7 protein-coding genes are annotated in these 13,168 nt (G+C 69.3%); 4 read left to right on the top strand and 3 right to left on the bottom strand.

Going from position 1 to position 13,168, the window contains the following annotated elements; genetic code table 11:
- Positions 1-11: 11 nt before the first annotated feature.
- Positions 12-803 (top strand): flagellar hook basal-body protein, encoded by a 792-nt coding sequence (locus tag P9K36_RS21265; protein ID WP_043358075.1) that lies wholly within the window; start codon positions 12-14, stop codon positions 801-803.
- 100 nt (positions 804-903) lie between these two features.
- Here the strand turns inward: P9K36_RS21265 and P9K36_RS21260 are convergent, their stop codons facing one another.
- From P9K36_RS21260 to P9K36_RS21250, 3 genes are all read right to left on the bottom strand, one after another.
- Positions 904-2,439, bottom strand: coding sequence for an efflux transporter outer membrane subunit (locus P9K36_RS21260; RefSeq protein WP_043358068.1), 1,536 nt, complete (start codon positions 2,437-2,439; stop codon positions 904-906).
- A gap of 143 nt (positions 2,440-2,582) precedes the next feature.
- Complete coding sequence (locus P9K36_RS21255; RefSeq protein WP_043758984.1) at positions 2,583-5,732, bottom strand: CusA/CzcA family heavy metal efflux RND transporter; 3,150 nt, start codon at positions 5,730-5,732, stop codon at positions 2,583-2,585.
- Positions 5,733-5,748: 16 nt separating this feature from the next.
- On the bottom strand, positions 5,749-7,071 hold the full coding sequence (locus P9K36_RS21250) for an efflux RND transporter periplasmic adaptor subunit (RefSeq protein WP_043385132.1): 1,323 nt from the start codon (positions 7,069-7,071) through the stop codon (positions 5,749-5,751).
- Between the two features lie 294 nt (positions 7,072-7,365).
- Here P9K36_RS21250 and P9K36_RS21245 point away from each other — a divergent pair, with 294 nt between their 5' ends.
- The 3 genes from P9K36_RS21245 to P9K36_RS21235 all read left to right on the top strand — a co-directional run bounded on the left by P9K36_RS21245 (position 7,366) and on the right by P9K36_RS21235 (position 13,163).
- Positions 7,366-8,373, top strand: a complete 1,008-nt coding sequence (locus tag P9K36_RS21245; RefSeq protein ID WP_043385135.1) for a GTP-binding protein — start codon at positions 7,366-7,368, stop codon at positions 8,371-8,373.
- A gap of 125 nt (positions 8,374-8,498) precedes the next feature.
- The gene (locus P9K36_RS21240; protein ID WP_043355737.1) at positions 8,499-9,770 is read left to right on the top strand and encodes an O-antigen ligase family protein; all 1,272 of its coding nucleotides are present in this window, start codon (positions 8,499-8,501) and stop codon (positions 9,768-9,770) included.
- Between the two features lie 54 nt (positions 9,771-9,824).
- Complete coding sequence (locus P9K36_RS21235) at positions 9,825-13,163, top strand: ATP-binding protein (protein WP_278305946.1); 3,339 nt, start codon at positions 9,825-9,827, stop codon at positions 13,161-13,163.
- Positions 13,164-13,168: the final 5 nt, after the last annotated feature.

The following is a 13,168-nucleotide window of genomic DNA, read 5'->3' as shown; positions in this document are numbered from 1 at the left end:
TGGAGACCCCGATGGGCCTTTTCACCGCGCTCTCGAATTCGATTTCCGGCGCCTCGGCGCAGTCGCTGGCCCTGAACAACATCTCGGGGAACATCGCCAACACCCAGACGGCGGGGTTCAAGTCCACCGAGACGAGCTTCGCCGACATGCTGGCCGAGACCGATCGCAGCACACAGCTGGCCGGCGGGGTGTCGCCGGGCACGCGCAACAGCCTGAACATCCAGGGTACGGTGCAGTCGACCGGCGTATCGACCAATCTCGCCATCTCGGGCAACGGCTATTTCATCGTCCGGAAGAACACCGGGACGACCCAGAGCCCGAGCTTCACCGGGGATACCGGCTACACGCGACGCGGCGACTTCGCACCGGACGCCAGCGGCTATCTCAGCAACGGTGCGGGCTACTACCTGTTCGCCGGCCCGTCGGCGACCGCGCCCGTCCAAGTCCCCACCGGCGCCAATACCCTGTCGAGCCTCACGGTCTCGCCGGCCGGCACGCTCACCGGCACGGCCGCGGATGGCAGCTCCGTGGCGCTCGGCTCGCTGCAGCTGGCGCAGTTCGGACTGCAGGACAATCTCGCTTCCCTCGACGGGGGGACCTACGTGGCGACGGGTCAGTCGGGCACGCCGAGCTACGGCCTCAACGGCGCGACCATCGCCGCCGGCTCCGTGGAGCAGTCGAACGCCAGCATCTCGGATCAGTTCTCGAAGATGATCGAGACCCAGCAGGCCTATACCGCCAACACCAAGGTCATGAGCACCACCGACCAGATGCTGCAGGACGCCATCGCGATGTACACCTGACGCGGTAGTGGGGCGGCCCGAGCGGTCGTCCAGGATCAGGGTGGCCCCCGGGACGGGGGCGAATGTCAGGACGCGGTCGGTCACGACACGGGGCAACCGGTCACAGGAACTTCAGCGGGTCCTTCTCGGGCGGGGGCGGCGCCACGTCGGCGCGGTTCCACCAACCGCCGCCCAGGGCCACGAACAGGGCGGCGGTGTCGGCGTACTGCGTGGCGCGCGCCGCGGCCGAGGTGACCAGCGCCGAGAGGTAACCCTGCTGGGCGATCAGCACCTGCGAGGAGGTGATCGCCCCCGCCGTGTATTGCTTGCGGATCAGCCCGAGGCTCTGGTTCGTGGCGCTCACCGCCGCGTCGGCGGCGGCCACGGCCTTCGCGTCGGCCTGGAGCGCCCGCAGCGCGTCGGCGACGTTCTGGAAGGCGGTGATCACCGTCGCCTTGTACTGCGCCTGCGCCACCGTCAGCGATTCCTCGGCGGCGCGCTGCCGCCGGAACAGGGTGCCGGCATCGAAGATCGGCGCCGTCGCCTGCCCGATGATCGTGAAGAACGCCGCCCCCGGACTTGTGACCTGAGCGATCCGGGTGGCGCTGGAGCCGCCCGTGGCGGTCAGGCTGAATTGCGGCAGGCGGTTCGCCACCGCGACGCCCACCGTGGCGCTCGCCTGCTGCACCAGGGCCTCCGCCGCCTTCACGTCGGGCCGCTGCTGCACGAGCCGCGAGGGCAGGCTCACCGGGAGCCGCGTCGGCAGGCGCAGGGCGGCGAGGTCGAAGGTCTCGGAGACCTCGTCCGAGGGCAGGCGCCCGGCCAGCGCGGTGAGCAGGTTGCGCTGCTGCGCGAGCGCCTTCTCCAGCGGAGGCAGCAGCTGCTGCGACAGCGCCAGCGCCGCCTGCTGCTGCACCACGTCGGCCCCGGCAATCTGCCCCAGGGAGAGCTGCTTGTTGTAGAGCTGCAGCACCTCGGTCTGCGCCTGGATCACCTTGCGGGTCGCGTCGATCTGCGCCCGCAGGGACGCCTCCTGGATCGCGGCGGCGACCACGTTGGCGGTCAGGCTCAGATAGGCCGCCTCCAGCTGGAAGCGCTGGTTCTCGGTGGTGGCCTCCAGGGACTCGATCTGCCGGCGGTTCCCGCCGAACACATCCGGATTGTACGAGACCACCGCCTGCGGCGTGGAGAGGCTGTAGAGATACTGGTTCTGGTTGTTGAGGGGCGATTGCAGGTCGAGGCCGGGCGCCTGGGCGCCCTGGATCTGCGGGGTCGCGGTCAGGCTCGGATAGAGCGTGCCCTTCTGGGCCAGCACGTTCTGCTGCGCCACCCGCAGGGAGGCCTGCGCGGCCTCCAGCGTCGGGTTGTTGGCGAGGGCCTGCTCCACGAGGCGGTTCAGCGCCTTCGAATGGAACAGGGTCCACCACTGGCCGGGGATGTCGGCGCCGGAGACGAAGCTCTGGTCGGCCGAGCCGCCCTGCCGGGTCCGGATCTTGTCGGCCGCGGAGGGATTCTGCAGCGGTTCCTTGGTGTAGCGGCCGACCGGCGGGTCCTCGGGCGGCACGAAGTTCGGGCCGACCGCGCAGGCCGACAGGCACAGGGAGGCCGCCAGCACAGCGGCTGCCCGTCTGCACCGTCCCGGCGCAAAGTCCACCATCCCGCCCCCGAAAACCCCACCTCGGTAGAGCGGCGCGGACCGCATCCAAGTCAATGCAACTGTCCCCTGTTGGCGCCCGCGGGGATGCCGTTGTGGCGCCCCTGCAACGGGCAGAGCCCCCGCTCGTGCGGTCGTGAACCGGCTCACGCGGCGGCCCGATGCGCGGACCGGGCCTGTGCGTCCGGGTTCGGGTGCCGTCGGGAGAACAGGGAGATCAGCACCGGCACGACCACGAGGATCAGGTTCGGCGCCAGGATGATGCCGCCCACCACCACGAGCGCCAGCGGCTTCTGCACCTGCGAGCCGATGCCGGTGGAAACCGCCGCCGGCAGCAGGCCGACGCAGGCCGCCACGCAAGTCATCATCACCGGGCGCATGCGCACCACGGCGGCGTGCCAGACCGCCTCCTGCCGCTTCCAGCCTTCGTCGAGCAGCTGGTTGTAGTAGGCGAGCAGGATCACGCCCTCCATGGTCGAGATCCCGAACAGCGCGATGAAGCCGATCGCCGCCGAGATCGAGAACGGCGTGCCGGTCAGCGCCAGGGCGAAGATGCCGCCGATCATCGCCATCGGGATCACCGACAGGGTCAGCAGCATGTCGGCCACCGACGAGAAGTTGATGTAGAGGAGCAGCGCGATCAGCAGCAGCGTGATCGGCACCACGAGGCTGAGCCGGGTGGCCGCCTCCTTCAGGTTGGTGAACTGCCCGACCCATTCCAGCCGGTAGCCCGGCGGCAGGTCCACCGCGTCGGCGACCTTGCGCTGCGCCTCGATCACCGCGCTGCCGAGGTCGCGGCCGCGCACCGAGAACTTCACCGGGATGTAGCGCTCCTGGTCCTCGCGGTAGATGAACGAGGCCCCCGAGACGAGATCGACATCGGCGATCTCGGAGAGCGGCACCTGGATGACGCCGCCGTTGGGGTTCTGGGCACCGACCGCGATGTTGCGGATGCCGGCCAGCGACGAGCGGTACTCCTTGGCGAGCCGCACCCGCATCGGGAAGTGACGGTCCGAGCCGTACTCGTAGAGGTCGCCCGCGGTCTGGCCGCCGATCGCCGCCTGGATGGTGGTGTTCACGTCGCTGATCGAGAGGCCGTAGCGGGCGGCCTTGTGGCGGTCGACATCGATCCGCACCGTCGGCTGGCCGAGGGATTCGAAGACCGACAGGTCGGTGACGCCCGGGACGCTGGCGAGGGCTGCCTTCACGGCATTGGCGGTCTTGGTGAGCTGGGTGAGGTCGTTGCCGTAGATCTTGACCGAGTTCTCGCCCTTCACGCCCGAGGCGGCCTCCTGGACGTTGTCCTCGATATACTGCGAGAAGTTGAACTCGATGCCGGGAAACTCCGCCTCCAGCTTCTTGCTCAGGTCCTGGATCAGCGTCTCCTTGTCGAGGCCCTTGCGCCACTGGTCGATGGGCTTGAGCGGCGCCAGGATCTCGACGTTGAAGAAGCCCGTGGCGTCGGTCCCGTCGTTCGGGCGGCCCTGGTGCGACAGGACGGTGGTGACCTCCGGGACCTCCTGGAAGATCTTGCGCATGCGCTGGACGTAGGCGTTGCCGGCCTCCAGCGAGATCGAGGCCGGCATCGTCCCGCGCACGTAGAGATTGCCCTCCTCGAGCCGCGGCAGGAATTCGAGGCCGAGATTGCGGGCCGTGAGCCCCGAGACCAGCAGCACCGCCAGCATCACGGCAAGCGCCAGGACGCGGTTGCGCAGGCCGAAGGCCAGCGCGCGTTCGTGGCCGACGCGCAGCACCCGCACGATGAGCGTATCGCGCTCCTCGAGCTTCTTCGGCAGCATCAGGGCCGAGAGCGCAGGCGAGACCGTGAAGGTGGCGAGCAGGCCGCCGAGCAGCGCGTACGCGTAGGTCTTGGCCATCGGGCCGAAGATGTGGCCTTCGACGCCGGTCATCGTGAACAGCGGCAGGAAGCCGACGATGATGATCGTCGCCGAGAAGAAGATCGCCCGGTTCACCTCGCGCCCGGCGACCGCGATGGTGCCGAGCCGGCCCGTCAGGCCGTCGGGCGGCGTCTCGCCCTTCACGTGGTCGGGCTCGGCGATGTGGCGGAAGACGTTCTCCACCATGATCACGGTGGCGTCGACGATCAGACCGAAATCGATGGCGCCCAGCGACAGGAGGTTCGCCGAATCGCCGCGCACCACCAGGATCAGGATCGCGAAGCCGAGGGCGAACGGGATCGTCGCCGCCACGATGATCGCGCTGGTGAGCGAGCCCAGGAACAGCCACTGCACGACGAAGACCAGCACCACGCCGAAGACGAGGTTGTGCATCACCGTGTGGGTCGTGGTGTGGATCAGGCCCGAGCGGTCGTAGATCCGCTCGATCTTCACGTCGGGCGGCAGGATCGTGGAGCTGTTGATCTTGTCGATCTCGGCCTCGACCCGTTCCAGCGTCGGCAGGCTCTTGCCGCCGCGGGTCATGAGCACGATGCCCTCGACGATGTCGGGCTGGTTGTCGTGGCCGACGATGCCGAGGCGCGGGGCGTTCGACACGCGCACCTCCGCCACGTCCCGCACCAGCACCGGGGTGCCGTTGACGAGGCTGATCATCGTGTCCTTGATGTCGTCCATGTCGCGGATCAGGCCGATGCCGCGCACCACCGCCGATTGCTGGCCGACGTTCAGCGTCTGGCCGCCGACGTTGATCGAGGCGTTGTTCAGCGCGTTGGTCAGCTGCACCAGGGTCAGGCCCTGGGCCTGGAGGCGGTTCAGATCGACCGCGACCTCGTATTCCTTGGCCTTGCCGCCGAAGGCCGTGACGTCCACGACGCCGGGGATCGCCTTGAACCGGCGCTGCAGAACCCAGTCCTGCAGGGTCTTCATGTCCATGGGCGAGTAGCCCGCCGGGCCGACGAGCTTGTAGCGCATGATCTCGCCCACCGGGCTCGTCGGCGAGATCTGCGGCGTCGCTCCGTTGGGCAGCGTCGGCGCCTGCGACAGGCGGTTGAGCACCCGCTGCAGCGCCTGCTCGTACGTGTATTCGTAGTTGAACTGGACCTTCACGTCCGAGAGGCCGAACAGCGAGATCGTCCGCACGACCTGGGCGTTGGGGATGCCGGCGAGCGCCACCTCCAGGGGGATGGTGATGTAGCGCTCGATCTCGTCGGCGGACTGGCCCGGGTTCTGGGTGATCACGTCGACCAGCGGCGGGACCGGGTCTGGATAGGCCTCGATGTTGAGCTGCGTGTAGGCGCCGTAGCCGACGCCGAGCATCACGACGAACAGCAGCACCACCAGCACGCGCTGGCGCAGCGAGAAGGTGATCAGGGCGTTCATCGGACCGGATCCCCGCTCAGGACGCCTTGTCGCCGGTGGCCGCCCGATCGATGAACAGGGCCCCCCGGGTGACCACCTGCTCGCCCGCGCGCAGGCCCTGGACGACCTGGGCATTGTCGCCGTTGATCAGGCCGAGCTTGACGTCGCGCGCCTCCACGGCTCCGTCGGGCCGCGCCACCCAGACATGGGTGCGGTCGCCCTCGTACACGATGGCGGCCACCGGCACGCTCGGGCTCGGCTCGCCCTTGCCGGTGATGATCGTGTAGGTGGCAAACATCTCCGGGCGCAGCACCCGGTCCGGGTTGTCGACCTCGCTGCGCACGGCCAGCCGCCGCGTCGCCGGGTCGAGGCTGGAGGCCATGTAGTTCACCCGGGCCTTGAACACCCGGGCGCCGAAGCCCGCCACCTTCGCCTCGACCTCCTGGCCGATGCGGATCTTCGGGATCTCGCTCTCGCGGACGTTGGCGACGAGCCACACCGTCGACAGGTCGCCGATCACGAAGACCGGGTCGCTGGAGGCGGAGAGGTACTGGCCGGTGCCGACCTTGCGCTGGACGATCGTGCCGGCGATCGGTGCCCGGATCTGCGTCTCGGCGCTCATCGTGCCCTTCTTCTCGAAGGCGGCCATCTCGGCGTCGGTCTTGCCCAGCATCCGCAGACGGTTCTTCACCGCGTCGAGGGCGCCCTCGGCGGTCTTCAGGTCGCTCTGGGCGGCGATGACGTCGTTCTGGGCCGATTGGTAGTCCTTCAGGGCCGTCGCGTGGGCCTGGAACAGCTCCTGCTGCCGCTGCGCGATGGTCTGGTCGAGCTTCAGAAGCGCCTGCTGCTTCTGGAGGTTGTTCACGGCCGCCTGATAGTCGTTCTGCGCCTGGACCATGTCGGTGGCCTCGAGCGTCAGCAGAACGTCGCCGGCCTTCACGTCGTCGCCGGCGCGGGCCAGGACCTTCGTCACGCGGCCGGCATAGGGTGAGACGACCGGGACGTTGTCGTCCTCGTTGAGGGCGATCCGTCCCTCGGCGGTGCCCTCGGGCCGGAACACCAGGTTGGCGACCGGCAGGATCTCGAAGGCGGCGCGCTGCTCCTTGGAGGGCCGGAACACCCGTTCCACCGGGCCGGCCTTCTCCACATCGATGCCCGGGTCAGGGTTGGCTGGTGCGAACAGCCCCGTCAGCGCGGCGACGAGGTTCGAGGCCGTCTCGCGGGTCCGGTCGGAGAACGCGAAGGCCAGGCCCGCAGCGGCCGCGAGCAGGACGGCGACGACCAGGAGGCCGGACCACCGACGGTTGCGCGGGGGTACGGTGACGGCCTCGTCCTGGTCCAGCGGATTTCGGGCGTCCATGCGGATGATCTTCTAGGTCCGGGCCAAGGGACCGGGCTGATTGACGAGGGTACGATTCGTGCCAGGACGACGCCGAGATCAATGCGATCGCTGGTGCTTTTCTATGGCGCTCCGCGGGATGGTTCCCGGCAGCAACGCGTGCCTAGAGCAAAGCTTGTCAGACAGGCAATCGATCTGGCGCCCCAGTCGCGAAACCGTGTGGCCCCGTCTTCCTTTGACGGGATTTGTTACAATATGACAACGCTCGCGGGGCCTGACCCGCCCGATCCCGAATCCGTCACCGAAGAACCCGTCATGTCCGAAACGAGCAACGCTCCCGCCCCGGCCGCATCCGGCTCAGCCGCCGGCAAGATCCCGGTCACCGTGCTCACCGGCTATCTCGGCGCTGGCAAGACCACGCTCCTCAACCGGATCCTCACCGAGAATCACGGTAAGCGCTACGCCGTGATCGTCAACGAGTTCGGCGAGATCGGCATCGACAACGACCTCGTCGTCGGCGCGGACGAGGAAGTGTTCGAGATGAACAACGGCTGCGTCTGCTGCACGGTGCGCGGCGACCTGATCCGGATCATGGATGGGCTGGTCAAGCGTCGGGGCAAGTTCGACGCGATCATCGTCGAGACCACCGGCCTCGCCGATCCGGCCCCCGTGGCGCAGACCTTCTTCGTCGACCAGGACGTGGGCGAGGCCGCCCGCCTCGACGCGGTGGTGACGGTGGCCGACGCCAAATGGTTGTCCGACCGCCTGAAGGACGCGCCCGAGGCCAAGAACCAGATCGCCTTCGCGGACGTGATCCTGCTCAACAAGAGCGATCTCGTCTCCCCGGCCGACCTCGACCGGGTCGAGGCCGAGATCCGCACGATCAACCCCCTGGCCAAGCTCCACCGCACGCAGAACTGCGCGGTGCCCCTCGAGGCCGTGCTGGAGCGCAACGCCTTCGACCTCGACCGCATCCTCGACGTCGAGCCCGACTTCCTGGAGGCGGGCCACCACCACCATCACGATTCCGACATCCGCTCGGTCTCGGCCAAGATCGAGGGTGAGGTCGATCCCGACAAGTTCATGCCGTGGATCTCGAACCTGACCCAGTCGCAGGGTCCGGACATCCTCCGGTGCAAGGGGATCGTGGCCTTCCCGAACGAGCCGAAGCGCTTCGTCTTCCAGGGCGTGCACATGATCCTCGACGGCGACGTGCAGGGCGACTGGGGGAAGGACGAAAAGAGGGTCTCGCGGGTGGTGTTCATCGGGCGCAACCTCGATCCGGCGGCGATCACGGAGGGCTTCGAGGCCTGCCGCGCGTGAGCCGACCGGCCGCCTCCCACAGGGGCGGCCGGGCCCTGAGCGCCGCCCGAAGGCGATTCTCAACGATTGGATGGCATCACGGCACGAGCGGGCCAGCGTAACCGGCCCGTGGAGCCCGCGTAGCCATGGCCCACACCGCAGCGCCTGCAGGCCCGGTCCCGTCCGGGATCGCGGGCGGACTCCCGCTCATCGTGGCCGTCGAGGGGCTGGCCAAGGCGCTGTTTGCGGCGTTCATCTTCTTCGCCTGCTTCGCCTTCTCGGAGACCTCCCCGTACGACGCGGTGGCGATCCCCACGATCCTGCTCTGGCTCTGCCTCGGCGTGCGGCTGCACCGCGGGGCGGTGCCCCTGGTCGCACTCCTCCTGCTCTACCTCGCGGCCATCGTCTCCGCGCTGCTGCCCTACCTGAACGAGGAGTTCCCGGTCACCTGGACGGTGCAGCTGATCTACCTCGCGATCACCTGCATCTTCTTCGCGATGTTCTTCGCGGACGACACCCACGCCCGGATGGAGCTGGCGCTCAAGGCCTACACGGCGAGCTGCGTGTTCTCGGCGGTGCTCGGCATCGTCGGCTATCTCCAGTGGCTCGGGATCGAGGACCTGTTCTACAAATACGACCGGGCCTCGGGCACCTTCCAGGACCCGAACGTGTTCGGCTCCTTCCTGACGCTCGGCGCCCTCTACCTGATGCACGGCCTGCTCACCGGCTCGACCCGGCGACCGCTGGTATCGCTCGTCGGCCTGCTGATCATCGTCGCCGGCATCTTCCTGTCGTTCTCGCGGGGCTCCTGGGGCGGGAGCGTCGTCGCGGTGCTCCTGATGGTGGGATCGGTCTATGCCGGCAGCACCGCCCCGCGCCTGCGCCGCCGCATCGTGCTCCTGACCCTCGCCACGGTCGTCCTCGGCACCGTCGCGGTGATCGGGCTGCTCTCGGTCGACCACGTCCACAAGATGTTCGAAACCCGCGCGGCCCTGACCCAGGACTACGACCAGGGCGAGACCGGCCGCTTCGGCAACCAGATCCGCGGCTTCGCGATGCTGCTGGAGCGGCCGTTCGGCATGGGGCCGATGCACTGGCGGCTGATCTTCGGGCTCGAACCGCACAATTCGTATATCGGCTCCTTCGCCAACGGGGGCTGGCTCGGGGGCACGGTGTTCATCGGCCTCGTGGTGATCACCGGCATCGTCGGGTTCCGGCTTCTGGCACGGCCGTCGCCCGTCCGGGCGCACGCGCAGATCGTCTGGCCGGCGCTGCTGATGTTCTTCCTGCAGGCGGTCCAGATCGATATCGAGAAGTGGCGCCACGTCTACATGATGCTGGGCATGGTCTGGGCGCTGGAGGCGGCGCGGCTGCGCGCGGGCGCGCCGCAGGCGGGTGCGCTTGAAACGCGGCGCTAGGCGCGGCATCGCTCGGCTCCGGCCGAGCTGCCAATCCGCACCCGGAGACGGTACGTGAACACACAGCCGGACAACGAGGGCGATCGGGTCGCCGCCCTTGAGGCCCTCGGGATCGTGGGCACGCCGCCCGAGCCGCATTTCGAGGCCGTCTGCCGGACAGCCTGCCGCCTGTTCGGCGTGCGCCACGCGTTCGTGGCCTTCCTCGGTGACACGCATCAGTGGCTCAAGACGCCCTGCCAGGCCTTGCCGACCACGATGCGGCGGGATCAGAGCCTGTGCCAGCACACGATCCGCAGCGATGCCCTGCTCGTCGTACCCGACACCCGGCTCGACGCGCGCTTCCGTGACCTGCCCGCCGTCGCTGCGCCGGACGGGATCCGGTTCTATGCCGGTATCCCGCTGAGCCTCGAGCCCGGCCTGCGGATCGGCACCTTCTGCCTCGCCGACCCGGAACCCCGAGCCGGTCTCTCGCCGGCGGACGCCGCCGCCTTTCGCGACCTCGCCGCGATCGTCGTGGCCCATCTGAGGCTGACGGAGGCCAATGCCAAGCGCGAACGCGAGATCGCGCAGGCCGCGATCCGCGAGGCGGTGATCCGCGAGCAGCATCGCGAGATCCATGCCCGGTCCCGCACTCAGGAGGCGGCGAACCACCAGCTCCTGATGGCCGAGCAACTCGCCAGCGTCGGAAACTGGCGCGTGGACCTCTCGGACGGTCAGCCGGTCTGGTCGGCCAGCCTCTACGCCATCGCCGGTCGCGACCCCGCGACACCGCCGCCGCGTCTCGACGCCTTCTCGCAGATCTACCATCCCGACGACCGCGCCCGGCTCGAGGCGATCGTCGCCGACGCGGTCGCCCGCAGAACGCGATTCGATTTCGAGGCGCGGCTGATCCGTCCGGACGGCGAGCTCCGCGACGTGGTCGTCCGCGGCATGTGCCGGGGGGAGGACCCCAATGCCGGCCTCGTCGGCGTTCTCATCGACGTGACCGAGCGCCGGCGCGCCGAAGACGAGGTGCGCCGGAGCGAGCTGCGCTATCGCGGCCTCGCCGAGGCGCTGCCACTGCTGGTCTGGACCATGCGGGTCGGGGACGGACAGTCCACTTACGCCAACGCCCAGTTCCAGTCCTATTACGGGCCGATCGGGCCCGAGCGCGCGGAGCGCCTGATCCGGAACCACCCGGAGGATGCGCCCGCCATGGAGGCGGCCTGGACCCGTGCGGTCGAGACCGGGACGGGCTATAGCGGCCAGTGGCGGATCCGCCGCCACGACGGCCTCTACCGGTGGCACAAGATCTCGCTGATTCCGATCCGCCTCGATCCGGCGGACGGCGCTGTGGCGGAGTGGCTCGGGACCGCACTCGATGTCGACGACATCATCACGGCGCGGCTCGCCGTCGAGGAGGCCCGCGGCCTGCTGGGCATTGCCCTGGACGCCGCCGAGGCCGGCACCTGGGACTGGGACATGCGCACCGGGCTCGTCACGCTGAGCCCGGAAAGCGCGCGGATGCACGGTCTGCGGGATAACGGCGCCGCACACACGCTGTCGGCGTCCGAATGGACCGCGTTGATTCATCCCGACGACGTCGCCGATGTCTGGATCGAGATCCGACGGGCGGTCGAGTCCGGGACCTCCTATGCGGCCGAATTCCGGGCCGGCGGGCGCTGGCTCTACGCGCGCGGGCGGACGCTCTGCGGCGCCGAGGGGCACCCTCAGAGCATGGTCGGCCTCCATCTCGACATCACCGAGCGCAAGGCGGTCGAGGCGGCCCTGCGCACCGCCACGCGGGATGCCGAGGCGGCCCGCACCGAGGCGGAGCGCGCGAGCGCGGCCAAGAGCGAGTTCCTCGCCGCGATGAGCCACGAGATCCGCACGCCGCTCAACGGCATCCTCGGCTATGCCGAGCTGCTCCTCGACGCCGATGCGATCCAGAGCGAGGACCGGCGGCGCCTGGAGCTGATCCAGAGTTCCGGAGCGGCCTTGCTCACGGTCGTCAACGACATCCTCGACTTCTCGAAGATCGAGGCGGGCGAGCTGACCCTCGATCCGGTCCCCTTCCCGCTGGTCTCGATCGTGGACGGGACGGTCTCGATCGTGCGCGGCAGCGCGCTGCGCAGCGGCCTCGCCATCGAGGCCCGGATCGATCCGGCCCTTCCGACCTTCGTGATCGGTGACGCGGGACGCTTGCGTCAGGTGCTGCTCAACCTCCTGAACAACGCCGTGAAGTTCACGCCCGAGGGTTCCGTCACGGTGACCGTGGAGCGGGAAGGCGATGATCGCGCCGCCGACGGTCGCCCCGGCGACGCGGTGCGGTTTTCCGTGATCGATACCGGCATCGGCATCGCGCCGGCGCAGCAGGACAGGCTGTTCAAGCGGTTCAGTCAGGTCGACGGCTCCATCAGCCGGCGGTTCGGCGGCACCGGCCTCGGTCTCGCGATCTCCCGGCACCTCGTGACCCTGATGGGCGGCGAGATCGGCGTCGAGAGCCGCGAGGGGGAGGGCTCGACCTTCTGGTTCCGCCTGGTGCTGCCGCGGGGCGAGCAGGGCGCCGACGCGGCGGAGGACCGGATCGAGGCGGATCCGGCGCTGCTGCGGTCGCAGTCCGTGGCCGCCCCGGCGGCCGGCGCCGTGCCAGCCTCCCCGATCCGGCTGCTCCTGGTCGAGGACGTCCCGCTCAACCAGGAACTGGCCTGCGCGGTGCTCGAATCCCAGGGCTACACGGTGGATGTCGCCGGGGACGGGGCCGAGGCGATCACGGCGGTCGGATCGTCCGTCGCGGCGGGGCGCGCCTACGATCTCGTGCTCATGGACGTCCAGATGCCCCGGGTCGACGGGCTCACGGCGACCCGGCGCATCCGCGCCCTGGCGCCGCCCGCCTGCGACATCCCGATCGTGGCCATGACGGCGAACGTCCTGCCGTCGCAGATCGAGGAACTGCGCGAGGCCGGGATGGACGATTATGTCGGCAAGCCGTTCCGGCGGGCCGATCTCTTCGCCACGATCAGCCGCTGGACGGCCCCGGGCGCGCGCCGCCCGGCGCGGGCCGAGGAGCCGCGCACCGTACCCGACATCGATTCCGCCGTCCTCGATGCCGCGGTTCTCACCGAAATGACGGCGAGCTTCGGCTCCGACCGGGTGGGGGCGCTGCTCGATCTCCTGGCCAACGAGCTGTCCGAGCGGTTCCGGCCGAGCGAGACCGACCGTCTTCAGATCGCTCACGACGCGCACGCCCTGGTGGCGGCGGCGGGGCTCCTGGGCTTCGTCGGCCTGTCGAGCCTGTGCCGCGAGGTCGAGGCCGCCGCCCATGCGGGGGCCGACCTGATGCCGCTGATTCGGCGCCTGGAAATCCAGCGGGCGACGGCGCTGCGCGCCATCCGGCAGCTGCGCGCGGCCTGATGCGA

This window comes from Methylobacterium sp. 391_Methyba4, assembly GCF_029691625.1.
In the GTDB taxonomy this organism is placed as follows: Bacteria; Pseudomonadota; Alphaproteobacteria; order Rhizobiales; family Beijerinckiaceae; genus Methylobacterium; species Methylobacterium fujisawaense.
The sequence above is the reverse complement of the archived record's forward strand: the minus strand, read 5'-3'. Positions and strand labels throughout refer to the sequence as shown.

Excerpts from the sequence above, each read along its gene's own strand:
- P9K36_RS21265 (WP_043358075.1), top strand. The coding sequence starts at position 12 with ATGGGCCTTTTCACCGCGCTCTCGAATTCGATTTCCGGCGCCTCGGCG.
- P9K36_RS21240 (WP_043355737.1), top strand. The coding sequence starts at position 8,499 with ATGGCCCACACCGCAGCGCCTGCAGGCCCGGTCCCGTCCGGGATCGCG.
- P9K36_RS21260 (WP_043358068.1), bottom strand. The coding sequence starts at position 2,439 with ATGGTGGACTTTGCGCCGGGACGGTGCAGACGGGCAGCCGCTGTGCTG.
- P9K36_RS21245 (WP_043385135.1), top strand. The coding sequence starts at position 7,366 with ATGTCCGAAACGAGCAACGCTCCCGCCCCGGCCGCATCCGGCTCAGCC.
- P9K36_RS21255 (WP_043758984.1), bottom strand. The coding sequence starts at position 5,732 with ATGAACGCCCTGATCACCTTCTCGCTGCGCCAGCGCGTGCTGGTGGTG.
- P9K36_RS21250 (WP_043385132.1), bottom strand. The coding sequence starts at position 7,071 with ATGGACGCCCGAAATCCGCTGGACCAGGACGAGGCCGTCACCGTACCC.